The sequence below is a fragment of the Desulfofundulus australicus DSM 11792 genome (genome assembly GCF_900129285.1).
Classification (GTDB): domain Bacteria; phylum Bacillota; class Desulfotomaculia; order Desulfotomaculales; family Desulfovirgulaceae; genus Desulfofundulus; species Desulfofundulus australicus.
Genome location: NZ_FQUW01000011.1, coordinates 82,495 through 107,138, shown reverse-complemented (window position 1 = coordinate 107,138; position 24,644 = coordinate 82,495). Strand labels below are relative to the sequence as shown.

At 55.4% G+C, this 24,644-nt stretch carries 15 protein-coding genes, 1 pseudogene and 2 riboswitches; of the genes and pseudogenes, 14 read left to right on the top strand and 2 right to left on the bottom strand.

The annotated features are described in order from the left end of the window. Positions 1 to 8: 8 nt before the first annotated feature. Complete coding sequence (gene fdhF, locus BUB44_RS14975; protein WP_083543108.1) at positions 9 to 2,687, bottom strand: formate dehydrogenase subunit alpha; 2,679 nt, start codon at positions 2,685 to 2,687, stop codon at positions 9 to 11. 166 nt (positions 2,688 to 2,853) lie between these two features. Continuing rightward, positions 2,854 to 2,974: riboswitch (molybdenum cofactor riboswitch) on the bottom strand. 87 nt (positions 2,975 to 3,061) lie between these two features. After that, positions 3,062 to 3,775: pseudogene (gene fdhD, locus BUB44_RS05465) on the bottom strand (formate dehydrogenase accessory sulfurtransferase FdhD). A gap of 224 nt (positions 3,776 to 3,999) precedes the next feature. Then, a riboswitch (molybdenum cofactor riboswitch) is annotated at positions 4,000 to 4,121 on the bottom strand. A 385-nt stretch (positions 4,122 to 4,506) separates the two neighbouring features. Here fdhD and BUB44_RS05460 point away from each other — a divergent pair. The 14 genes from BUB44_RS05460 to BUB44_RS05395 all read left to right on the top strand — a co-directional run bounded on the left by BUB44_RS05460 (position 4,507) and on the right by BUB44_RS05395 (position 24,527). After that, positions 4,507 to 5,229 (top strand): HTH domain-containing protein, encoded by a 723-nt coding sequence (locus tag BUB44_RS05460; RefSeq protein ID WP_165611014.1) that lies wholly within the window; start codon positions 4,507 to 4,509, stop codon positions 5,227 to 5,229. A gap of 222 nt (positions 5,230 to 5,451) precedes the next feature. Further along, on the top strand, positions 5,452 to 5,964 hold the full coding sequence (locus tag BUB44_RS05455; protein WP_027356648.1) for an NADH-quinone oxidoreductase subunit NuoE family protein: 513 nt from the start codon (positions 5,452 to 5,454) through the stop codon (positions 5,962 to 5,964). Then, positions 5,957 to 7,837 carry an NADH-quinone oxidoreductase subunit NuoF gene (gene nuoF, locus BUB44_RS05450; protein ID WP_073163869.1) on the top strand — a complete coding sequence of 627 codons (1,881 nt, stop codon included), beginning with the start codon at positions 5,957 to 5,959 and terminating at the stop codon, positions 7,835 to 7,837. Before BUB44_RS05455 ends, nuoF (BUB44_RS05450) begins: the two co-directional genes overlap by 8 nt. A gap of 29 nt (positions 7,838 to 7,866) precedes the next feature. Further along, on the top strand, positions 7,867 to 9,891 hold the full coding sequence (locus BUB44_RS05445; protein WP_073163866.1) for a [FeFe] hydrogenase, group A: 2,025 nt from the start codon (positions 7,867 to 7,869) through the stop codon (positions 9,889 to 9,891). A 61-nt stretch (positions 9,892 to 9,952) separates the two neighbouring features. Beyond that, on the top strand, positions 9,953 to 11,680 hold the full coding sequence (locus tag BUB44_RS05440; RefSeq protein ID WP_083543107.1) for a [Fe-Fe] hydrogenase large subunit C-terminal domain-containing protein: 1,728 nt from the start codon (positions 9,953 to 9,955) through the stop codon (positions 11,678 to 11,680). Between the two features lie 74 nt (positions 11,681 to 11,754). After that, on the top strand, positions 11,755 to 12,885 hold the full coding sequence (locus BUB44_RS05435; protein ID WP_073163863.1) for a SpoIIE family protein phosphatase: 1,131 nt from the start codon (positions 11,755 to 11,757) through the stop codon (positions 12,883 to 12,885). Between the two features lie 167 nt (positions 12,886 to 13,052). Further along, on the top strand, positions 13,053 to 14,153 hold the full coding sequence (locus tag BUB44_RS05430) for a cache domain-containing protein (protein ID WP_073163861.1): 1,101 nt from the start codon (positions 13,053 to 13,055) through the stop codon (positions 14,151 to 14,153). 372 nt (positions 14,154 to 14,525) lie between these two features. Next, positions 14,526 to 15,359: a formate/nitrite transporter family protein gene (locus BUB44_RS05425; protein ID WP_073163858.1), complete on the top strand. Its 834-nt coding sequence runs from the start codon at positions 14,526 to 14,528 to the stop codon at positions 15,357 to 15,359. A gap of 180 nt (positions 15,360 to 15,539) precedes the next feature. After that, positions 15,540 to 16,112: a 5-formyltetrahydrofolate cyclo-ligase gene (locus BUB44_RS05420; RefSeq protein WP_073163855.1), complete on the top strand. Its 573-nt coding sequence runs from the start codon at positions 15,540 to 15,542 to the stop codon at positions 16,110 to 16,112. 62 nt (positions 16,113 to 16,174) lie between these two features. Beyond that, entirely contained in the window at positions 16,175 to 16,663 is a 489-nt protein-coding gene (gene nuoE / locus BUB44_RS05415; protein ID WP_073163852.1) for an NADH-quinone oxidoreductase subunit NuoE, read from the top strand. Between the two features lie 19 nt (positions 16,664 to 16,682). After that, complete coding sequence (gene nuoF / locus BUB44_RS05410; RefSeq protein WP_073163850.1) at positions 16,683 to 18,635, top strand: NADH-quinone oxidoreductase subunit NuoF; 1,953 nt, start codon at positions 16,683 to 16,685, stop codon at positions 18,633 to 18,635. 267 nt (positions 18,636 to 18,902) lie between these two features. Beyond that, positions 18,903 to 19,844 carry an NADH-quinone oxidoreductase subunit G gene (locus BUB44_RS05405; protein WP_073163847.1) on the top strand — a complete coding sequence of 314 codons (942 nt, stop codon included), beginning with the start codon at positions 18,903 to 18,905 and terminating at the stop codon, positions 19,842 to 19,844. Between the two features lie 143 nt (positions 19,845 to 19,987). Continuing rightward, positions 19,988 to 22,675 carry a formate dehydrogenase subunit alpha gene (fdhF, locus tag BUB44_RS05400; RefSeq protein ID WP_083543106.1) on the top strand — a complete coding sequence of 896 codons (2,688 nt, stop codon included), beginning with the start codon at positions 19,988 to 19,990 and terminating at the stop codon, positions 22,673 to 22,675. A gap of 148 nt (positions 22,676 to 22,823) precedes the next feature. Then, positions 22,824 to 24,527, top strand: a complete 1,704-nt coding sequence (locus tag BUB44_RS05395; protein WP_073163845.1) for a sigma 54-interacting transcriptional regulator — start codon at positions 22,824 to 22,826, stop codon at positions 24,525 to 24,527. The last annotated feature ends 117 nt before the right edge of the window (positions 24,528 to 24,644 follow it).

Below are 24,644 nucleotides of genomic sequence, written 5' to 3'. Positions count from 1 at the left end.
GGAGCCCCCTAAATTATTTTTTCTATTTTTACGGCACAGACCTTATATTCACCGGTCTTGCTGATGGGATCCACGGCGTAGCTGGTCAGCACGTTGGTCGGGGTTTCCCGGTAGTGGAAGGACATCCAGATAACTCCCGGCGGTACACGGTCCGTGACCTGTACCCTGGTGACTACTTCGCCGCGCCGGGAAATGACCTTCACCTTGCTCCCGGTTTCCACGCCCAGCCGCGCGGCGTCGTCGGGGTTGACTTCGGCGTATTCCTGGGACCAGAGGCTGCGTATGCCTGTAGAATAGGGTGTGGTAACATTGTAATGGTACAGGATCCTGCCGGTGGAGAGCAGGAAGGGATATTCCCTGTCCGGCAGTTCCGCCGGGGGAATGTGGTCGATGGCCTGGAAAAGCCCTTTGCCGCGGGTGAAACTCCCGGCGTGCAAATACGGTGTGCCCGGGTGGTCGGGGGTGGGACAGGGCCACTGGATTCCTTCCTTGTCGATCCGGCTGTAATTGATACCGGCATAAGACGGGGTAAGGGAGGCCATTTCCGCGAAAATTTCCTCCGTGTTCCGGTAATGCATGGGGTAGCCCATTTTTGTGCTCAGGGCCATGATAATTTGCCAGTTTGTCTTGCCCGTCAGAGGTTCTATGGCCTTGCGCACCCGCTGGACACGGCGCTCTGTATTGGTGAAAGTACCATCTGTTTCGGCGAAGCTGGCGGCTGGAAGCACCACGTCGGCGTATTCCGCCGTTTCGGTCAGGAAAAGCTCATGTACCACCAGGAATTCCAGCTTTTCCAGGCCGGACCTGATATGGTTGCTGTTGGGGTCGGTTAGGACCGGGTTCTCGCCGAGTATATACATCGCTTTGATCTCCCCGGCGTTTGCTTTGTCGAACATTTCGGGGAGCATCAGCCCCACTTCGGCCGGCAGGGAAACGCCCCAGGCCTCCTGGAACCTGGCCCTTACAGCCGGGTCGGTCACCCGCTGGTAGCCGGGAAAAACGTTGGGCAGCGCTCCCATGTCGCAGGCTCCCTGTACGTTGTTCTGGCCGCGGAGCGGGTTGACCCCGGTGCTGGGACGCCCGACATGCCCGGTCAGCATGGCCAGGTTGGCGATGCTCATTACGTTGCTGGTGCCGCAGACGTGTTCCGTTATTCCCAGGGTATAGAAAATCATCGCTTTGTCCGTGGTGGCGTAGAGACGCGCTACGGCGTACAGATCTTCAACGGGTACGCCGGTCAGCCGGGACACGTAAGCGGGCGGATATTTTTCGACTGTTTTCTTCAGGGCTTCAAAGTTTTCCGTCCGCTCCGCAACAAAGGTTTTATCGTATAGCTCTTCTTTAATGATGATATGCATCAGGCCGTTGAGGAGGGGGATATCAGTACCGGGCTGAAGCCGGAGCCAGTAATCGGCTTCCTCCGCCAGTTCGATACGCCTGGGGTCCGCCACGATGAGCTTTGCACCCCGGCGGACCGCCTGCCTGATCTTGTACCCGATCACCGGGTGGGCTTCCGTGGTGTTGGTACCAATCAGGAATAACAACTCGGCCCCCGCTATCTCGGAAATGGAGTTAGTCATCGCGCCGCTCCCGAAAGAAGTGGCCAGACCGGCCACCGTAGGCGCGTGTCAGGTACGGGCGCAATGGTCTACGTTATTTGTACCCATCACCGCCCTTACGAACTTTTGGAAGAGATAATTTTCTTCGTTGGTACACCGGGCGGAGCTCAAGGCGGCGAAAGAGCCGGGCCCGTATTTTCCCTTGATTTCTCTCAGCCGGCTGGCAACAAGATCCAGGGCCTCATCCCAGGAGGCGGGTACAAATTCCCCGTTCCGCTTGATCAGCGGCGTTTTCAATCGTTTATCGCTGTAAATGAAGTCCCAGCCGAACCGGCCCTTGATGCAGAGCGCCCGGCCGTTGACAACGCTGTCCGGGTTTGAGGCTACGCCGACTATTTTCCCATCCTTTACGCATAGGTCGAAATTGCAGCCGGTGCCGCAAAAGGGGCAGGTGGTTTTAACCCGTTTTAATTCCCACCGGCGGGCCTTGTTTTGCATTTGTTTTTCCATTAAAGCTCCTGTCGGGCACACAGAAACACAATTGCCGCAGAAGACACAATCCGATTCCAAAAGAGAGCTGTTGCCGAAGGTGCTCACCCTGGTATTGAAACCCCGGTAGGCGAAATCCAGGTTATTTTTTCCGGTAATTTCTGCACAGGCCCGTACACACTTGCCGCAGAGAATACATTTGTTCTGGTCGCGGATGATAAAGGGGTTGCTGTCTTCAACAGCGTAGTTATGTTTTTCTCCCCTGAAGGGGCTTTCTTTTACACCGTATACATAGCAATATTCCGCCAGCTTGCATTCACCGTTTTTTTCGCAGGTAAGGCAGTCCAGGGGGTGGTTGGCGAGCAGCAATTCCAGGATGGCCCGTCTGGCCTCGACCACCGCCGGTGAATCGGTTCGTACCACCATGCCCGGAGCCACCCTGGTTACGCACGAGGCCGGCAGGTTGCGCATCCCTTCAATTTCCACGATGCAGAGCCGGCAGCCGCCCCAGGGGGAAAGCTCCGGATCGTGGCAGAGCCGGGGGATGTGAATTCCGGTTTGTTCCGCAGCTTCGAGCACCGTTGTCCCGGCCGGAACTTCAACTTTTTTCCCATCAATTTGCAGCTGGATCAATCCCAAAACGACCACTCCTTTCGAAAGTATTTACGGGAGCCGCAGGAAATGACAGGTCAATCGACCAATAAAAAAACCTCCGCCCATGGCTGGAGGTGCAATAGATGCTCGCCTTCAAGACCCCGGCTCTACCCATGCAGGAAACCGTCCAAAAGACGGTGGGGTCCGGTCCTTACCGACAAATCGCAGCTCCTTTCCAACCACGGGAGGCAAGCCCGTTTCCAGGCTTACCCGGCGGCCTTTTACCATGGCATACAAGCTTTAGGTAGAAAGGCTCGGAGCATATGAAGCCTGTTTTTCACAGCTGTAAACTCCGGGTTAAAGGGATGGGGGTTCCGATCCAGTGCGGCTGACTGATAGCCGGGTTGCTTCAGCCGTTTTTAAACGGATGCTTGCGTTACCACCTTCTCTCCATGGCTATAAACGTTCAAGCGGTGCCCGCGGGCAAAACCAACCAGTGCTATGCCCAGCTGTTCGGCCAGGTCCACGGCCAGCAGGGTGGGTGCCGAGCGTGACACCACCAGAGGAATACCGCTGCGGGCCGCTTTAATGAGGATTTCCGAGGAAACACGGCCGCTCAGCAACAGGCACTTGTCCGCAGGTGCAATACGTTATAGAAAAGCATGGCCTAAAACTTTATCTACGGCATTATGGCGGCCTATATCCTCGAACATGACCAGCAGGTTCCTGCCATCGGCCAGGGCGGCACAGTGCACCCCACCTGTCAGGTGGAAGGTGGCAGATTTCTCCTCCAGCAGGCCCATCAGGCGCAAAATGTGAGGGGCGGCAAACACGTGTTTGGATTGTACGGGTTTCAGCTGGTAGGCGTCGTTTACAAAATATAAGGCAGCGCGGCTCTTGCCGCAGCAACTGGCGATGTGGCGGCGCAAAAAGTTTTCCATCTGGGGTACCGGGGAATCGGTTTGGACCCACAACAGCCCGTCTTCTTCGCGGCAGGTAATTTCCCTGATGTCCGCAGGGTTTTGAACCAGGCCCTCGCTGAGCAAAAAGCCCACGGCCAGTTCCTCGCAGGCGCCGGGTGAACAGGTCAGGGTGGCCAGTTCCACATCGTTCAGGAATATTGTCAGCGGCATTTCACTTACAATCAGGGCGCTGCCGGACTGCATGCCGTTCCGGTCGAATATGGTGATATTGCGTTTCCCGTAAAGAAAAAGTAAAGTCACTCCCCGGTGCTGCTCCTTTCTTTTCACCTGAGGGCAATACCCTGGTTTTTTTTTAGAACTGTCCCTGGCCAGAGTCTCCGTGGTAAAATGAAATGCCGGGCAGCATTGCGAAAAGCAAAGCTTGCCCGGCAATCTTTACCCGGCTCAGCTCTCCTTTTCGCAATGGAAGGCACGCCGGTTTCCCAGCGCACCCTAACGGCCAAAAACCATAGCCCCAAAGCGCCTTAGGTATTTTGGCTCGGAGAGCCAGATATTCACCTGTAAAAATATACCCAACCCCTTCCGCAGCCGGGATAGCCGTCTTGCGACTGAATTCACCGGGGCGGGAGAACTACACTTCAACTTTATTCTACCTTGAGCGGTTGATTTCCTGCTGGGATAAAAAATAATAATAATAAAGTTTAGTTATTTTACTGATACAATCCCGGGAAAGATTATGAACTTGCCTTGCGACTTTTTAAACTTTGAATTATGAATTTATAGTAATATCTTCCGGGTAGAGCAATGCCGGTACGGGCAGGAACATTGGGCGTACCGGCGAATTGTTTTTTGAGAGTAGGTGCCATGCCTGTACTGGTGCAAGGGCTGGAAGGGGATAAGCCAGGGCTTTTCACCATGCAGCCGGGAGAGTGGTAATGATAATGAGTTATGTAAAGTATAACCTGCTTTTTTTTATCCTGCTGGCTGCTGCCGGGGCCGGCCTGGCGATCCTTTATAACCTGGTTGTTATACTTTATATCCTGATAACCGGGAGTACCGGCCAGGTTAGCAGGCTTGTGCATTACGCTCTGGTACTTAACGTGGCTTTCGGGGGCCTGTCCTTTTTGCTTGGTGGGGCCGGCCTGTGGCTATACCTGCGGCAGGGTCAGGTTCGGGAGAACAACGAAGCAGGGGAAGCGGGCAGGCCTTTAACAGGGGAGGTTGTCCCGCCCTGTGCCGGGCAAATAAATGAGTTAATCCGGGTCATGAGGGAAATTCTGGAGGTTATCCAGCCGCTGGTTCTGCAGCTTGCCGCCAGGCAGGAGGCAGCGGGAACATCATCCACACCCGGTTCTCCCGGTATGTTGCCGGGAAACCAGCCGGTTCCTTCCGGGGAGGATAATAGCGATCAGGAATTATGGCCGGATTTTCCCAAAGGTCTTAATAAGGCAACCTTAAAGCAGGTGCTCTCCTACCTGGAAGAACATAATGAAACGGGTGTTTCTTCGGAAGAAATAGCCACCGGGGTGGGGCTTTCCCGGGTAACTGTAAGACGTTATATGGATTACCTGGAGCAGATCGGTTATGTTAAGGTTGATTTAAGATATGGCACCGTGGGCAGGCCGTTAAAAATATATTCCCTGGTCAACCTGTTCAGTTCCTGATAGATCCTGTCATCAGACTGTTAACAAACGGGACGACTGCCGCCCGGCAGGTTCCAATTCTGCAGCGCATCTGTAATTAAACCCCGCCACGGGTTTTTTTTCTTTTTTTAAGAGTCTTATGTGTTTTATGTTGTTTATTTAGCTTTCATTGTTATAGGCGGAAAAATCATTAAAATTTGAATCAGTAAAATCTAAAGCTTTTGAAGAGTGGGAGGGGTATGTATGGAGGGAACGGGCAGAAAGTTTGAAAAGTTACAGGAAATTATCGCCCGTCACGGGGGCGAGGTCTCCCATTTAATTGCCATCCTGCAGGAAGTGCAGCAGGAATACCGCTACCTGCCCGAAGAGGTGCTGACCTGCGTGGCTACGGCCTTAAAAATTCCACCGGCGGTGGTCTACGGCGTGGCTACTTTTTATGCCCAGTTTTCCCTGGTTCCCAAGGGCAAGTATGTTATCCGGGTTTGTAACGGTACGGCCTGTCACGTGCGGGGTTCGGAACCGATCCACTTTGCCCTGCGCAGGGAACTGGGACTTGCGGAGGGCGAGCAGACAACCGCCGACCTGCAGTTTACAGTGGAGACGGTTTCCTGCCTGGGGGCCTGCGGGCTGGCCCCGGTGGTGACCATTAACGACCGGGAAGTGCATGGCCAGATGACGCCCGAAGGTATATTACAGGTTTTGCGGGCCATAAAGTCGGGGGAAAGCAAGGAAGAACGGAGGGAAGCCCATGCTTAAGTCAAGACAGGATTTGCAGGCACTTGCAGAACGGGCCGGGAAAGCCCTGAAAAAAGAAAAATTACGCATCCTGGTCTGTGCCGGCACGGGTTGTGTGGCCAACGGCTCCCTGGGGGTATATGAGGCCTTCCGGGAAGAACTGGCCAGGAGGGAATTACCTTATAAAGTGGAGCTGGTTCGGGAAGAAGAGGACGCCGGAACCGCTTTGAATATCAGCGGCTGCCACGGGTTCTGCCAGATGGGTCCCCTGGTACGCTTTGAACCGCAAGGGGTCCTTTATTTAAAAGTCAGGAAAGAAGACGTTCCTGAGATTGTCGAAGAACACATCCTGCACAACCGGCCGGTGGAAAGGCTGCTTTACCACCATCCGGTTACCGGTCAGGTGGTGGCCAGGGAGGAAGATATACCCTTCTACCAGAACCAGGTGCGCATAGCCCTGGAATTGTGCGGCCTGGTAAATCCGGAGGATATTAATGATTATATTGCCCACGGCGGCTACCGGGCCCTGGAAAAGGCCCTGTTTGAGATGACTCCCGAAGAGGTGATTACGGAAATACTGGAGTCCGGCCTGCGCGGTCGCGGTGGAGCAGGTTTCCCTACCGGCCGGAAATGGGCTTTTGCCCGTTCTGCCGCGGGGGAGAAAAAATATGTTATCTGCAACGGCGACGAAGGTGACCCCGGGGCCTTTATGGACCGCAGTGTGATGGAAGGGGCACCTCACCGGGTACTGGAAGGGATGATGATAGCGGGTTATGCCATTGGTGCCGACGAGGGCTACATATATGTACGGGCGGAATACCCCCTGGCGGTTAAACGGCTGAAGAAAGCCGTGGCCGATGCGGAGGCTGCCGGTCTTTTGGGCGACAATATTCTGGGCAGCGGCTTTTCTTTCCGTATCCACATTAAAGAAGGTGCCGGTGCCTTTGTCTGTGGCGAGGAAACAGCTCTCATTGCCTCCATCGAGGGCCAGCGCGGCATGCCCCGGCCACGTCCTCCCTTCCCCGCCCAGAGCGGTCTCTGGGGGTGCCCGACCGTCATCAATAACGTGGAAACCCTGGCCAACGTGGCCCCCATTATTTCCCGTGGAGCAGGATGGTTCAAGCAGTACGGCACTCCCGGCAGTCCGGGAACCAAGACCTTTGCCCTGGCCGGTCAGGTGGCCCACACCGGTCTGGTAGAGGTGCCCATGGGCATAACCCTGCGGGAGGTAGTGTTTTCCATCGGCGGCGGGCTGCGGGAAGGCAAAAAGTTCAAGGCGGTGCAGATCGGAGGACCATCGGGAGGCTGCCTGACGGAGCAGCACCTGGACCTGCCCCTGGATTTCGACTCCCTCCAGCAGGCGGGGGCGATGATTGGCTCCGGCGGTATGGTGGTCATCGGTCAGGACAGCTGTATGGTGGAAGTGGCCAAGTTTTTCATGACCTTCGTGCAAAACGAGTCCTGCGGTAAATGTGTTCCCTGCCGGGAAGGTACCAGGAGGATGCTGGAGCTTCTGACCAAAATCACCAGGGGCAAGGCCACGGAGGATGACCTGCACCTTCTGGAAGAGCTGGCCCTGGTGGTCAAGGACGGTGCCCTCTGCGGCCTGGGTAAGACTGCTCCCAATCCTGTGCTCACTACCCTGCGCTACTTCCGCGATGAGTACGAAGCCCATGTCCGGGACAAGAAATGCCCGGCGGGAGTTTGCAAGGAACTGCTCAGTTACTTTATTGACCGGGAAAAATGCAGGGGCTGCGGATTATGTGCCAGGAATTGTCCCGTAGAAGCTATCAGTGGCGAAAAGAAACAGCCCCACGTCATCGACCCGGTTAAGTGCATCAAGTGCGGTACCTGCATGGAGAAATGCAAGTTCGGTGCTGTTTACACTGCCTGATATTGGAAAGAAAGGAAGTGTCGACGGTTATGTCCACGGGAAAAGTTACCGTTGATGGTCGTGTGGTGGAAATAGGTGATGCCAGGAACATTCTGGAAGTGGTGCGCCGGGCCGGTATCAAACTGCCCACCTTTTGCTACCATTCGGAACTGAGCGTTTACGGGGCCTGCCGTATGTGCATGGTGGAAGTGGAAGGCCGCGGGCTGGTGGCTTCCTGCTCAACGCCTCCCGTTGACGGCATGGTTATTCACACCAGCACTCCCCGCACCCGGCGGCTGCGCCGCATGATCATTGAACTACTCCTGGCCAATCACGACCGGGAGTGTACCAGCTGCGAGCGCAGCGGCAGCTGTAAACTGCAGCAGCTGGCCCGCCAGATGGGGATTACGGAGGTACGCTTCGGGCAAAGGGATAAGAAGTTACCGGTGGACGATACTTCTCCAGCTATAGTCAAGAACCCCAATAAATGTATCCTCTGTGGCGACTGCGTGCGCATGTGCAAGGAAATCCAGGGCCTGGGGATCTGGGACTTTGCCTTCCGGGGCTCCAAAACCCGGGTAACCACCGCCTTTGGCAAGCCCCTGCAGGAGGTGGCCTGTGTTAACTGCGGCCAGTGCGTGGCCGTATGTCCTACCGGGGCCCTGACCGTAAAGCCGGAAGTGGATAGGGTTTGGGATGCCATCCATGATCCGGAAAAGCTGGTGGTGGTGCAGGTGGCTCCAGCAGTCAGGGTGGCCATCGGCGAGGAATTCGGCCTTTTACCCGGGGAAAAGGCCACCGGGCAGCTGGTAGCCGCCCTGCGGAAAATAGGCTTTGACCGTGTCTTTGATACCCTGTTTACCGCCGATATGACCACCATTGAGGAAGGGATGGAGCTGCTGGGCCGGCTGGAAAAGGGGGGCAGGCTGCCCCTGTTCACCTCCTGCTGTCCGGCCTGGGTAAAATATGCCGAGCAGTTCCACGCCGACCTCCTGGATAACCTGTCCACCTGCCGGTCGCCCCAGCAAATGTTCGGTTCCCTGGTCAAAAAATTTTATGCCCGGGAGATGGGAAGGACCCCGGAACAGGTGGTCTGCGTATCGGTGATGCCCTGTACAGCTAAAAAATTTGAAGCCAGGCGGCCCGAGTTTACCACCGGAGGGGTTCCCGACGTGGATTTCGTCCTCACCACCTTGGAACTGGCCCGGATGATCAGGGAAGCGGGTATCGTTTTCAACGAGCTGGAACCGGAAATGTTTGATAATCCCCTGGGCATGGGTTCCGGGGCGGCGGTCATATACGGTGCTTCGGGTGGGGTTATGGAGTCGGTGGTACGCTTTATTACCGCCCACCGGTCAGCCGGCGATGTGGGCCGGGTGGATTTTTACCCGGTACGGGGTATCCAGGGAATAAAAGAAGCCGAGCTGGAAATAGGCGGGCAAACCCTCAAGCTGGCGGTGGTAAACGGCCTGGCCAATGCGGAAAAACTGATCGGTCGCATCAAAGCGGGGGAAGTTTTCTATCATGCTGTGGAGGTGATGGCCTGTCCCGGCGGCTGCCTGGGCGGCGGTGGCCAGCCTTACCCGAACAATACCGCTTCACGGCTGGGGCGGATGAAAGGCCTTTATTCCCTGGACCGGGCGGAACAGCTGCACAGGCCACAGGATAACATATTTGTCACCAGGGCTCTGGAACGGTGGTTCGGCGGCCCGGCCAACGCCAACACCCATCAGGCCCTGCATACCCGCTACTACCCGCGGCGTCGCATCAGCGGCAAACCCGTAGAGTTGAACGGCCGCCGGGATGAGCGCCCGGTGGAAGTGGCGGTCTGCGTGGGCACCAATTGTTACCTCAAGGGTTCCTATGATATTTTAAACAAGTTCATGGCCCTGGCCCGGCAGATGGGTATCGCCGATTACGTGCAGCTGAAGGGAACCTTCTGCCTGGAACACTGCGACCGGGGTGTGAGCATTAAAGTCAACGATGAAATCATTACCAACGTAACCCTGGATAACGCCGAAGAAATCTTTAAGACCAGGATTGCCATCAAGGCCGAGCCACCCTGGGTGGTTTAGGACGGGGCAGGAACCCCGTCCTTTATCGTAGAATTCAACTATTTTCAAGGGGGGGCTTTCAGTGGGTGAGCGAGCAACCTTTCCCATTACCACCGTGGCCGACCGTTGCCGGGATTGTTACCGCTGCATCCGTTCCTGTCCGGTGAAGGCTATCCGCATCGAGGCGGAAAACGATAAATTGCGTGCCCGCATTGTGGAAGACCTTTGTATCCTCTGCGGGCGCTGTGTTTTAACCTGCCCCCAGGGGGCCAAAAAGGTGTCCTCAAGCCTGGAGCGGGTTAAGAAGCTGGTGGCCAGTGGCGAGCCGGTGGCGGCCAGCGTGGCTCCATCCTTTGCCGCGGTACTGCCCCCCGGGTATGTCCCTGTCCTTCCCGCCATGCTCAAGGCCCTGGGATTTGCCCTGGTGCAGGAAACTTCCTGGGGGGCCGAACTGGTCTGCCGGGCGCAAAAGCAATTACCTAAAGACAGCACGTACATTTCTACAGCCTGCCCGGTGGTGGTGAACCTGGTGGAAAAACATTACCCGGAGTTAATTCCCATGCTCGCTCCCCTGGTGTCCCCCATGGTCGCCCACGGGCGGTGGATCAAACAAAACCACCCGCAAAGCCGGGTGGTCTTCATCGGGCCCTGTATCGCCAAAAAAGAAGAAGCCAGTCAATTTCCCGATGCCATTGATGAGGTGCTGGGATTTGACGAACTCTGGCAGTGGTTCAAGGAGGAAGGGCTTTCCCCCGACCGGTTTGAAGCCGTTGACTTTGACCCTCCCCATCCACAGCGGGCGCGTCTTTTTCCTGTAGAAGGCGGTGCGCTGCATACTTTATCTTTAAGCACGGACATGCTGGATACCCGGGTGGTGGCCATCTCCGGGCTGAACAATTGTATTGATTTCCTTTCCCAGCTGCAGCGGGGGCAGATTGAAAACCCTCCGGCCTTCATGGAATTGCTGGCCTGCAGCGGCGGGTGCATTGCCGGCCCCCTCATGGAGACTGCCGGGGATATCTTCGTGCGCCGCCAGAGGATCATTGAATATTTCCGGGCCAGATCCTCCGCGGCTCCCCTCAAGGAGGACGAAGAGACCCAGCCCCTGCCCTTGAACATGCTCCGGAGGCGCTACCGGGAACGCAGGATTCACCGGCCCGACCCGCCTGAAGAAGCCATCAGGCGAATACTGGCCCAGACGGGCAAGTACAGTCCCGAGGACGAATTGAACTGCGGTGCCTGCGGCTACAACTCCTGCCGGGAAAAGGCTGCGGCGGTGTACTGGGGGATGGCCGAGGTGCAGATGTGTATTCCCTATATGCGGCGCCGGGCGGAATCCATGTCCAACCTGGTGATCGGTGCCATGCCCAACGGCTGCATTATTGTGAACCGGAACCTGGAGATCCTGGAGGCCAACCCGGCGGTCCGGGAGATGTTTGGCTGGCAGGATAAGGAAGTTCACGGCCAAAAACTGGATCAGCTGATCGACGCCACCAATTTCCGCCGGGTGCTGGCGACAGGGGAATCCCTGAACGTTTTGCATACCTATGATGAACACGACCGGATCATCCGGGAAGTGATCTTTCCCCTGGAAAAAGGGGAGGTTGTGGTAGGCATTTTGGTGGACATTACCCACGAGAAGCGCCAGCAGGAAGAGTTAAGGCAAATGAAGGACCAAACCATCAAGCGGGCTCAGGAGGTCATTAACAAGCAAATGAAGGTGGCCCAGGAAATTGCCGGCCTGCTGGGGGAAACCACGGCGGAGACCAAGGTTTTGCTCAGCCAGTTGATCCGCCTGACGCAGGAGTAGTGGCTGTAGATAAGGGGGGGTGAGCCGCTCTCTTCCCTCGAATAAAATCGGGGGTACTTCAGCGGCGAGTTTTCATGAAAATTTCCCTTGACATTGGGAGGGCTCAGCTAAGTAAGGCCGGGGAAGAGCTCTGCGGCGACAGCATCGAGGTAGTCAAAACCCGCTCTTCTACTATTGTGGTCCTCTCCGATGGCCTGGGCAGTGGGGTGAAGGCCAATATTCTCTCCTCTTTAACCACCAAAACGGCAGCCACCATGCTGCGCATGGGGGGAGAAATCGAGGAGGTCATTGAAACCCTGGCCCAGACCCTACCCACCTGCAGGGTACGTAAGCTGGCCTACAGCACCTTTTCCATCCTGCAGGTTATGGCCAGCGGCCGGGCTTATTTAGTGGAATATGATAACCCTGAAGCTTTTCTCGGCCACGGGGAACAACTGAAGGAAGTCAGCCGGAATCGCCGGATTATCAATGATAAAGATGTTTCGGAAGCTTTTTTCGAACTCCAGGAAGGGGACTGGTTGGTGCTGATCAGCGACGGGGTGGTGCACGCAGGTATCGGGGGCGTTCTGAGCCAGGGCTGGGGCTGGCAAGGGGTACGCGGCTTTCTTTTAGAACTGGCCGCCAAAAACCTGGACGCCGCTGTTTGGGCCAGAGAATTAATCGAGCGATGCCGTCAGCTTTATGCCGGGCGACCCGGCGACGATGCCAGTGTGGTGGTGGTAAGAGCCCTTTGCCCCCGGCAGGTGACGGTGTTGATTGGCCCTCCTGCGGACCGGTCCCTTGATGCCCTGGTGGTGGGAAAACTGGTCCACTCGCCCGGGACGAAGGTGGTCTGCGGGGGTACCACGGCCAGCATTGTGGCCCGCGTTCTGGGCAGGAAAATAGAGGTGGACCTTTCCACCCGCAGCGACCGGGTGCCGCCGGTGGGGTTTATTTCCGGCATTGACCTGGTTACCGAGGGTACCCTGACGGTCCTCTATGCCCTGGAACACCTGCGCCAGGATGTGCCCCTCGAAACTTTACAAAAAGCCAGAGATGGGGCCAGCCGCCTGGCGGCCACCCTGCTCAGGGCGGACTGGGTACATTTTATCGTGGGGCTGGCCGTCAACCCGGCAGCCGCTGGTGGTTATAAACGGCAGACCATCGAAAGACTGATCGACCTGCTCCGGCATATGGGAAAAGAAGTCACGGCTGAATATCACTGATCGGTGTAACCATCTCCTCATTCTTTTCTGTTTATTAATAAAAAATTAAATACCTGGAGGATTTCATAAAATTAAAATAGAATAGTGAAGTATAGGTATGGAGGTGGCTGCGAGTAGCCGTCTCTTTTATTTCTTTTTCGTATGGCGGGTGAGGTGAGGGGTCACCTATGCGCTCTTTGAAGCAACAAATCACCTTACTCGTGGTTGGGGCAATAATTGTCATGACCGCGGGTTTCATGCTGGCGGTTTTTTTTCAAACCAGGGCTACCGCACTTCTGGCTGCGGAGACCAAGGCCATGAGCGACCTGGCTACGGTGGAAGCATTGATTAATTTGCAGTATCCCGGTTCCTGGAAGGTTAAAGACGGTGTGCTGTTTAAGGGTAATGTGAAAATTAACGGTAATTATGCCCTTGTCGATTATGTGGAAAGGTTGACCGGTGATTCATGTACCATTTTTTTAAATGATGTGCGCGTAACCACTACCGTGCGTGATAAACACGGCAACAGGGCTGTTGGTACCCGTGCTTCCAGTGAAGTGGTTCAAAAGGTGCTGGGGGCCGGGCAGGAGTATGTCGGTGAAGCTTACGTGGTCGGCAGGAAATATCAGACCGCGTATAAACCAATAACAGATGATAGCGGAAAAATTATTGGTATGCTTTATGTAGGAGCGCCCAGGGCCATTTATGATACCATACTGTACAGTTCACTTAAAATAATGGGTCTGGTAGCAGTGGTCTTGACCTTGGCAATAGGATTGGGGGTCTGGGTTTTTACCCAGCGCACCATTATCGATCCCCTGCAGGAGATCATTGCGGGTACGAGGCAGGTGGTCCTGGGCAGCCCGGGGTTACCTGTGGCCGTTCACAGCAAGAACGAGATTGGTGAACTGGCCCGGGCTTTTAACCAGATGGTGGAAGGAATGCAGGCCCTGGCCAACGAACTGGGCAAGGTGGTCAGTTTTGCTCAAAGCGAAGGGCATCCCTCCGCAGGGAATGCGGTTACTCCAACTAAGAGGAAAGAAATGGAAAGGTTTCCTGAGGAACTTCCCAAGGGCTTGAACAGGATTACACTGGAACAGGTGGTCAGGTTTCTAGAGCGTAATAAAGAAAATGGCGTATCCTCCGATGAGGTAGCCGGGGGAGTGAATCTTTCCAAGGTTACCGTCCGGCGTTACCTTGATTATCTGGAACAATGTGGCCTCCTGGATATTGATCAAAAGTATGGTTCGGTGGGCAGGCCGTTGAAAATTTACAGGATAAAAACGTAAAATATACCTGGCCCGGCGGGCTCACTGCAGGTTGCTCCTGCTGTAAAACCGGGGCACATAAAGAGTATATCAATATCCTGATACCCCGCTTAAAAGGGGTTTTATTTTTTCTTGTTTTGGATCTTGGGTTTTTAATTATTTAATTTAATTTTTTGTTATTTATTTAAATTTATTTTATTAAAATCCGATTTTAATTTAACATTCTTTTCTAAAATTGCCGGGGCCCAATGGCGCCAATATAATAGCTATTGATTGAATTCAAAAAATTATAAAAGGAAGGTGATGCAAGAAAAAGTCAGGTTCTAGCAGAGACTTATTTCTGTATGACCAGATATTGCTGGTAACATCAAGTTTTAAGGAGGGAATTAACCGATGGCCGTTCTAAAACCGGCGGAAGTTTTGGAATCCTGCGGCAATGTAGGGGCCATGCGAGCCAGGACGGGGTTTTTGAAGACTTTAATGCTTGCCTTCCTGGCCGGTGCATACATTGCTTTTGGAGCTTTATTAATGGTTACCGTGGTGGCTGGTCTTCCCCAGGAAAGCTTTGGCACACTGACCAAATTCATTGGTGGTGCGCTCTTCCCCATCGGCCTGATTTTGGTTATACTTGGCGGTGCGGATCTGTTTACCGGTGATGTAATGTACAATACTGTAGGTCTGCTGGAGAGTAAAATGAGTGTTAACGAACTTTGGAGAAACTGGTTTTTAGCTTACGCGGGAAATTTCCTGGGGGCAATATTTGTAGTTTATCTGGCTATGTCTTCCGGCTTTCTTTCCACCGAACCCTGGCTGAGCTGGATCCAGAAAACTGCCGTAACGAAAACTTCCCTTACTTTTGAGCAGGCCTTCTGGCGCGGTGTCGGCTGCAACTGGCTGGTTTGCCTGGCTTGCTGGCTGGCCATGGCTTCGGATCATGCAGCCGGTAAAGTTTTGGGGATCTGGCTGCCCATCATGGCTTTTGTCACCATGGGGTTTGAACATAGCATTGCCAACATGTTTTTTATCCCTGCCGGGATCTGGGCCGGTGCACCGGTAACCTGGAATCAGTTCTGGCTTGATAACCAGTTACCTGTTGTCCTTGGCAATATCGTAGGCGGCGGGTTGTTCGTAGGGGCAATTTACGCTTTTTGTTATGGCAACCTTTCCAGATTGTTTCTTAAGGATCGCTTTTCCTATAAAATAAATGAACATACCGTTAAAAGATAGACATCCTTTCCGCTTTATTTTTTCAGCATGGTCTGTCCGGGCTTTAACAGCCGGTGGTAATTATATGCAGGTAAATATTAAATGTCGGCACGGGAAGGAACTGCGGAAGTGCCGGCGAATTTGTTTCTGCAGGGAGTAATTAAAAATTTTTATTGAAATCTGACATCTGGAGGATTTCCGGTGAATAAAAGCGAATTAAGAAAGGATGTCTTAAAAGCACGGGGCAGCCTTTCTCCAGGGGAAGTAGCCGAAAAAAGTAAGCGGATTTTGCGCCGCGTGCTGTCCCTGGAGGAGTTTCAACGGGCCCGGACCCTCATGGCCTATGTGGATTTTCGCAACGAGGTGCAGACCGGCGCCCTGATCATGGAATCCATGGCCCGGGGCAAAAGGGTGGCTGTGCCTTTGACTGACGTAGCCAGTAAACGCCTGGTGCCGTCCCTGCTGCTGGATTTTCCCGGGGACCTGGCGCCGGGAACGTGGGATATTCTGGAACCGCGTCCCGAATGCCTGCGACCCCTGGAACCGGAAGAGCTGGATCTGGTGATCGTACCGGGGGTAGCCTTTGACCTCCAGGGCAACCGGCTGGGCTACGGGGGAGGCTTTTACGACCGCTTTCTGCCCCGCACCAGACCGGATACCGTCTGGCTGGCCCTGGCTTTTGAGGTGCAGATCCGCCCGCACATTTTAACCGGGCCCCATGATTGCCCGGTGCACATTCTGGTTACTGAGGAGAGGGTAGTTTATACCCGCTAGTCAGTCCGGGCGCCTGCGGCGCACGGGCCTCTGGGGAAAGTAATGGGAGGAGGGAAATTCTGGTGAGCTGTCAGTGTGGATGCGGTCAGGATGATGCGGCTAAAAAAGAAGCCCTGGAGAAGGTTTTTGAGCAGTACCGGGGCACCAAGGGGGCACTCATCCCGCTGTTGCAGGAAGCTCAGGAAATTTACGGGTACCTGCCCGGGGAAGTGATGCAGAGGATTGCCACCGAGCTGAAAGTTCCCTTCAGCAAGGTTTTTGGGGTGGCCACTTTTTACGCCCAGTTCCATTTGAAACCCCGGGGGCGGAATATTGTCAGGATCTGCCAGGGGACGGCCTGCCATGTGCGGGGAGCGGCCAGGGTATTTCAATCGGTGTCGGAGAAACTCGGTGTGGGTAAAAATGAAACCACCGCCGACCTGCGCTACACCCTGGAAACGGTGGCCTGCCTGGGGGCCTGCGGTCTCGCTCCGGTGATGATGGTTAATGACGATACTCATGGCCGGCTGACTCCAGAGCGGGCGGCTGAGGTTCTTGAACAGTACAAGTAATGAGGGGGCGGTGCCAGAGATGAAGTCATTAATGGATAAATGCTGTGAAAAGTGCTTCCATTCTCCATCCAGCCCCTGCCAGGATTATATTAAATGTCGCCAGCAGGGGCCCCTGTGTCACGATGATGAAAACTGCCGGGCCAGGTTCAAGGAATTTCTGGAGAATATTCACCTGCCTGCGGACAGCTTCAGACGGCAGGTTCTCATATGTGCCGGTACAGGCTGTACATCTTCCGGTTCCCGCAAACTGGTGGATGCTCTGCGGGAAGAGCTGGCCAGGCACGGCCTGCAGGACAAGGTGACGGTAAAAATTACCGGCTGCCACGGTTTTTGCGAACAGGGTCCGCTGATGATTGTAGAGCCCCAGAAAGTTTTCTACACCCGTGTCCAGCTGGAGGACATCCCCGAAATTGTGGCCAGCCACCTGGTTGGTGGGCAGGTGGTTGAGCGCCTGCTCTACGTTGATCCCGCCACCGGTGAAAAATCCCTCACCTACGAGACCGTTCCCTTCTACGCCAAGCAAAAGCGTCTGGTGCTTGCCAATTGCGGGCACATCAATCCCGAAGAAATTGCCGACTATGTGGCCAATGATGGTTATCTGGCCCTGACCAGGGCGTTGTTTGAAATGACCCCCGAGCAGGTAATTGAAGAAGTCAAGACTTCCGGTTTGCGGGGCAGGGGCGGCGCCGGTTTCCCCACGGGGATGAAATGGAGCTTTGTCCGTGCCGCAGAAGGGGACAAGAAGTATGTGGTCTGCAACGCCGACGAAGGCGACCCGGGAGCCTTTATGGACCGCAGCGTGCTGGAGGGCGACCCCCATGCGGTGCTGGAAGGGATGCTGATTTGCGGTTATGCCGTGGGTGCCGACGAGGGTTACATTTACGTGCGGGCCGAGTATCCCCTGGCCATTCACCGGTTGAAAATAGCCATTGCCCAGGCCGAGGAGTGCGGTCTTCTGGGAGACAACATCCTGAATTCCGGATTTAATTTCCGCATTAAGATAAAAGCCGGTGCAGGGGCTTTCGTTTGTGGCGAGGAGACAGCCCTGTTAACCTCCATTGAGGGCAACCGGGGTATGCCGCGGCCCAGGCCACCTTTCCCGGCACAGAAAGGTTTGTGGGGTAAACCTACCAACATCAACAACGTGGAGACATTTGCCAATGTACCCCTGATTATCCGCAACGGCGGTGCCTGGTATGCCGCCATGGGTACGGAAAAGAGCAAGGGCACCAAGATTTTCGCCCTGACCGGCAAGGTAAACAATACGGGTCTGGTGGAAGTGCCCATGGGCATCACCATGCGGGAAATTATCTTTGGTGTGGGCGGCGGGATCAGGGATGGCAAGAAGTTCAAGGCAGTGCAGATTGGCGGACCTTCCGGGGGCTGCCTGCCCGAGGAACAGCTGGACCTGCCCATCGACTACGAGTCCCTCACCTCCGCGGGGGCCATCATGGGTTCCGGCGGCCTGGTGGTTATGGACGAGACTACCTGTATGGTGGATGTGGCCCGGTTTTTCCTGAATTTCACCCAGGCTGAATCCTGCGGCAAGTGCACTCCCTGCCGTGAAGGTACCAAACGCATGCTGGAAATCCTCACCCGCATCTGCGAAGGCCAGGGTAAAGAAGAAGATATTGAAACCCTGGAGAGGTTGGCCCGGGTGGTTAAAAACACGGCTCTGTGCGGCCTGGGGCAGACTTGTCCCAACCCCATCCTGTCCACGCTGCGTTATTTCCGCCATGAATATGAGGCCCATATTAAGGACAAGCGCTGCCCGGCCCATGTTTGCCAGGCTCTTCTGGTATACACCATTAATCCTGAGAAATGTACCGGCTGTGGAGCCTGTGCGCGGGCCTGCCCGGCTGGAGCCATCAGCGGTGAAAAGAAACAGCCCCATGTTATCGATGCCTCCCGGTGTATCAAGTGCGGCAACTGCATGCAGAAGTGCAAGTTCGGTGCCGTGGAAAAGGCGTGAGCGGCCGCAGACCAATGCCGCATTTGCAGCGCCGCCAGTCCGGTCCGAAGCGAGTATGGCAGCGGCATCGGTTTATTGCAACTAATTAAGGCTTTTTCTGATGCCGCTGCGGCGAGAATTTTTAGCTTATACGATAGAAACCATTTTGTCAGCGCGGAGCACTGGAGTGAGTGTGAACAACGCGGCACCATAGCGGGATCACTGAACATTTACGCCGGAAGGACGCAGTGATATATCCGTTGTAGTGAGGGATAAGGGGGAATAAAAGTGCCCAATGTTACTTTGACCATAGATGGGAAGCAGGTGACCGTACCGGCCGGCACCAACGTGCTGGAGGCGGCCCGGTCGGCAGGGATTTTTATCCCCACCCTGTGCCACGACCCCGCCATACCGGGGTTCGGGGCCTGCCGCCTTTGTGTGGTGGAGATTCCGGGGATGCGTAACCTGCCGGCCTCCTGCGTGACCACCGTGGCTGAGGGAATGGTGGTCTATACTGCTTCGGAGGCGGTAATTGAAGCCAGACGGACCATCATCGACCTGCTGCTGGCCAATCACCCCCAGGATTGCCTGACCTGCGAGAAAAACGGGGATTGCCGCCTGCAGGATTACGCCTTTATGTACGGGGTCCGGCAGACCAGCTTTCACGGTGAGAGGAAAAATTACCCCCTGGATGATTCCAACCCTTATATCATCAGGGATCAGAACAAGTGCATTCTTTGCGGTAAATGCGTGCGCACCTGCCAGGCCGTTCCCGGGCGCAGTGTGATTGACTTCGGCTACCGGGGCTTTAACACCAGGGTGGTTACAGCTATGGATGTGCCCCTGGGTGAGTCGGAATGTGTTTATTGCGCGCGCTGTGTGGCCGTCTGCCCGGTGGGGGCATTGACCTATAAGCCCATGGCCGGCAAGGGGCGGACCTGGGAAATTGAAAAGAAAACCGTCACCTGTACTTTTTGTGAAAACGGTTGCACATTTGATTTGAACATTAAAAACGGCAAGGTAATTGGTATAACGGCCAAAGAGCCCGGTCCCGGCCGGCCCCTGTGCCTCAAGGGCCGCCTGGGCCTGGAGCTGCTCTACGTTGATGAACCGTTGACCCCGATGCTGAAAAAGGACGGGCAGTTTGTTCCCGTATCCTGGGCTGAGGCCCTGGGTCTGGAAGGGGTTTTATCCAGGATAAAGGAACTGGAAGGGAAAAAGCAAGCGTGATAGTTACCCGGCATCTTTGTTAGATGCCGATGCCGAAGCCGGGAAAGGAAGGGCAGCGGTCGTCCCCGGGAGCGGTCCAGGGGGACGACCGCTGGCCCGGGTAGTTTAGGCGACAGTATCTTTCCGGAAGGAGGTAGAATTAAGTGGCGGAAGTCACCTTGACCATAGACGGGAAGCAGGTGACCGTACCGGTCGGAACCACCGTGCTGGAGGCAGCCCGGCAGGCGGGAATCTTCATCCCCACCCTTTGCCACGACCCGGATCTCACCCCGTGGGGCGGCTGCCGGCTGTGCGTGGTGGAAATCGAGGGCATGCGCAACTTGCCGGCCTCCTGCGTCACCACCGCCACCAGCGGCATGGTGGTTCATACCGCTTCACCGGCTGTGGTGGAAGCCCGGAAAACCATCATCGAACTTTTACTGGCCAACCACCCCATGGACTGCCTGACCTGCGGTAAGAACGGCGACTGCCGCCTGCAGGATTACGCCTACATGTACGGCGTCCGGCAGGCCGGTTTTGCCGGGGAGCGCCACAGTTACCCCATTGAAGATGATAACCCCTTCATAGTGCGGGACTTGAATAAATGTATCCTGTGCGGCAAGTGCGTGCGGGCCTGCGCCGAAATCCAGGGCAAAAACGTAGTGGATTTTGCCTACCGGGGTTTCAACACCAGGGTCACCCCGGCCATGGACAGTACCCTGGCCGGTTCCGACTGCGTTTTTTGCGGCAACTGTGTGGCCGTCTGCCCGGTGGGGGCCCTCCAGGAAAAGGGCCTGCGCTCAAGTGCCCGCACCTGGGAAGTCAAGAAAGTGCGCACCACCTGTCCCTACTGCGGCACCGGTTGCACCTTTGATCTCAATGTCAAGGACGGCCGGGTGGTAGGGGTTACCTCCTGTGACGGGGAGGTCAACGGGCGGGCCCTGTGCGTGAAAGGCCGTTTTGGTTACGGTTTTATCCACCATCCCGACCGGCTGACCAGACCCCTGATCAAGCGCAACGGTATCTTTGAGGAAGCCACCTGGGAGGAGGCCATCGGCCTGGTGGCCGAAAGGCTGGGCGCCATCAAGAAGGAATATGGTTCCGGCGCCCTGGGGGTCTTGAGTTCGGCCCGGTGTACCAACGAAGAAAACTACTTGATGAGCAAGTTCGCCAGGGCCGTGCTGGGAACCAATAATATCGACCACTGTGCCCGTCTCTGACATGCGCCTACTGTCGCCGGTCTGGCGGCAGCGTTTGGCAGCGGGGCCATGACCAACCCCATTGGTGACATTGGAGGGGCCGATTTTATCCTGGCCATTGGAACCAACACCACCGAGTCACACCCGATCATCGGCCTGCAGGTTAAAAAGGCCGTACGCAACGGAGCCACCCTGGTGGTGGTGGACCCCCGCAGGACGGAGGTAGCCGGCCTGGCCCACTATCACCTGCGGTTGAAATCAGGTACGGACATCGCTTTACTGAACGGTCTGGCCAATGTGATTATCTCCGAAGACCTGGTGAATAAGGAATTTGTGGACACCCGCACCGAAGGGTTTGAAGCCCTTAAAGAAACGGTAGCCAGGTACACTCCCGAATATGTGGAACAAATTACCGGTATCAGTGCGGACATCATCCGGGAAGTGGCCCGGGGCTACGCCACAGCTAAAAACGCCACCATTCTTTATACCATGGGCCTCACCCAGCATGTCTGCGGTACCCATAACGTTTTTGCCGTAGCCAACCTGGCCATGCTCTGCGGGCACATCGGCAAGCCCCACAGCGGCGTGAACCCCCTGCGGGGGCAGAACAACGTACAGGGGGCCTGCGACATGGGGGCCCTGCCCAACGTTCTCACGGGTTACCAGAGTGTTACCCTTGAGGAAGTAAGGTCAAAATTTGCGGAGGCCTGGGGAGTGGGTGAACTACCGGCCACTCCCGGGCTTACCGTGGGTGAAATGCTCGAAGCCGCTGCCCGGGGAGAAATCAAGGGAATGTACATCATGGGCGAAAATCCCGTGCTTTCCGACCCCGATGCGGACCATGTGATTCACGCCCTGGAAAAACTGGATTTCCTGGTGGTGCAGGATATTTTCCTCACCGAAACGGCCAGGCTGGCCGATGTGGTTTTGCCCGCTGCCAGCTTTGCCGAAAAGGACGGTACCTTTACCAATACCGAGCGCCGGGTGCAGCGGGTGCGCAAGGCCATTGAACCGGTTGGGGAAGCCAAACCTGACTGGCAGATCATCTGCCTGGTGGCCACTGCTATGGGCTATCCCATGCAGTACGGTTCACCGGCGGAAATTATGGAAGAGATTGCTCGCCTCACCCCTTCCTACGGCGGCATTTCCTACCAGCGTCTGGAGAACGGCAGCCTGGTCTGGCCCTGTCCCGCTCCCGATCACCCGGGAACGCCCATCCTGCACGCGGGCAAATTTGCCCGGGGGCTGGGCAAGTTCCATCCGGTGGAATACGTACCCCCGGCCGAGCAGCCCGACGAAGAATACCCGCTCATACTTAATACCGGCCGGCGGCACTTCCACTATCATACCGGGACCATGACTCTGCGCACCGGTGCCCTGGAAGAATACTACGGCCGGGAGCACCTGGAGATAAATCCCGCCGACGCCCGGGCTCTGGGCATTGCCGACGGCGAACGGGTGCGGGTTGTTTCCCGCCGGGGTCAGGTGGAAGTAACCGCCCGGGTTGTGGATACCGTACCGCCGGGTGTGGTCTTTACCTCCTTCCACTTCCCGGACGTGGCCATCAACAGGCTGACCAACCCGGCCCGCGATCCGGTGGCCAGGATACCCGAATTAAAAGTCTGCGCCGTACGGGTGGAGAAGATCGCCTGAGAGCATTTAAATAGGGGACCCAGCTTTCGCCAGAGGCTGGGTCCTGTTTATCACGGACTTGTGTGCGCCGGTCACAAGTCACTGGCTTACGGCCGGCGCACTGCTTAGTTCGTCCAGGGGAGGGATTCATCTGAGGGAGGTATTTGCATTGCTTGATCCCGTACCCGTGGGGTTGTTGCTGGTTGATGCCGGGGGAAGGGTGGAGTTTTTGAACCGGGCCGCCGAAGACCTCCTGGGTGTAGAAAGAAGTGCGGTTGCGGGGAGGCAACTTGGCGACGTATTACCCGCCGTCCTGGTGGAGCAGTTATGGCCGCAGGACGGTTCGCCTTTGAGCAGGAAGATGGAAATAAACGGCCGGAAGGTGGCCGTGCAGGTCAACCCGCTGGTGGGGGAAGAGGGCGCCGGCGGGGCGATGCTGGTTTTACAGGACATTTCCCTGTGCGAATCCTTGAGGGAAGCCAAGGAAGAGCTGGAAGCCATCTTTAACTCTTCTTACGATGAAATTTACGTTGTCGACGGCGAGGGATACACCCGCAGGGTGAACAAGATTGGAGAAAGCTACTACGGGGTGGAAGTGGAAAAGATAATAGGTGAACATTACAGCGAAATGGAGGAGGAGGGTTATTTCAACCCTTCCGTATCCCGCCGGGTTTTTGAGGAAAGACGGCGGGTGACCATGGTCCAGCGCACGAAAACGGGCAAGACCCTCATTGTCACAGGAAACCCGGTTTTTGATGAATCGGGCCGGATCACCCGGATTGTGGTTAACTCCAGGGATGTCTCCGAGCTGATAAATTTAAGACAGCGCCTGGAAGATACCGAGCAGCTGGTGGACAACTACCGCCGGCTGGTGATGTACCTGCGGCAGGAAAAGCTGGAGAACACGGAAATTATCGCGGTCAGCCCGCAAATGAAACAGGTCCTCGATCTGGTCGACCGGGTGGCTCAGGTGGATTCCACCATCCTGATTACCGGCGAATCCGGTGTGGGCAAAGGCGTTATTGCTTCCCGCATTCACAAGTTGAGCAAAAGGTGCAAAGGACCGTTTATCATCATAAACTGTGGAGCCATACCCGAGAACCTTCTGGAATCGGAGCTGTTCGGTTATGAGCCCGGGGCCTTCACCGGGGCCAGGCGGGAAGGGAAAAAGGGCCTGATTGAAATGGGTGATGGGGGAACCGTTTTTCTGGACGAGGTGGCGGACCTGCCGCTGAACCTGCAGGTCAAACTGTTGCAGGTAATTCAGGAAAAAAAGTTAATGCGTGTCGGGGGCAGCCAGCAAATCGTGGTAAATGTAAGGTTTATTGCCGCCACCAACCGCGATATTCAAAAGATGGTCAGGGAAGGGTTGTTCCGGGAGGATCTTTACTACCGGTTGAATGTAGTTCCGGTTACCATTCCCCCCCTGCGCTACCGCAAAGAAGATATTGTGCCCTTGATTGAGCATTTCGTCAACAAGTTTAATCTGAAATATGACATGAATAAACATTTCTCACCGGAAGTTCTGGACTTACTGGTAAAATACCACTGGCCGGGTAATGTTAGGGAAGTGGAAAACCTGGTGGAACGGTTAATGGTTACCACCGACAGCAACCTTATTGAGACAGTGCATATTCCCGATTATATTATCAATTCCAACGGGGAACTTCCCGGCAGGGTATACGTGCTGGGGATATGCCCCCTGAAACAGGCCGTCGATGAGGTGGAAAGGCAGTTAATTATGCTGGCGTCACAGCGTTGCAAAACCACCTATGAAATGGCCAGCGTCCTGCAGGTCAACCAGTCTACCATTGTCAGGAAGATCCAGAAGTACCGCCTGCACCCTGCGGGGGCAAACAGAAGAAAAAATTAAAAGAAGCTGAATAATGCGATTGTGCAATAAGTATAATCCCATTTTGCATTACCAAAAGGGGACAAAGTTTTTGGAAGGTACATTTATTTTGGATTTGTGTAGGTATTTATTAATGAT

Bases quoted from the DNA above. Each gene is read 5' to 3' on its own strand.
- BUB44_RS05425 (WP_073163858.1), top strand. From the start codon at position 14,526: ATGGCCGTTCTAAAACCGGCGGAAGTTTTGGAATCCTGCGGCAATGTA.
- nuoF (WP_073163869.1), top strand. From the start codon at position 5,957: ATGCTTAAGTCAAGACAGGATTTGCAGGCACTTGCAGAACGGGCCGGG.
- BUB44_RS05435 (WP_073163863.1), top strand. From the start codon at position 11,755: ATGAAAATTTCCCTTGACATTGGGAGGGCTCAGCTAAGTAAGGCCGGG.
- BUB44_RS05455 (WP_027356648.1), top strand. From the start codon at position 5,452: ATGGAGGGAACGGGCAGAAAGTTTGAAAAGTTACAGGAAATTATCGCC.
- BUB44_RS05460 (WP_165611014.1), top strand. From the start codon at position 4,507: ATGAGTTATGTAAAGTATAACCTGCTTTTTTTTATCCTGCTGGCTGCT.
- BUB44_RS05445 (WP_073163866.1), top strand. From the start codon at position 7,867: ATGTCCACGGGAAAAGTTACCGTTGATGGTCGTGTGGTGGAAATAGGT.
- BUB44_RS05430 (WP_073163861.1), top strand. From the start codon at position 13,053: ATGCGCTCTTTGAAGCAACAAATCACCTTACTCGTGGTTGGGGCAATA.
- nuoF (WP_073163850.1), top strand. From the start codon at position 16,683: ATGAAGTCATTAATGGATAAATGCTGTGAAAAGTGCTTCCATTCTCCA.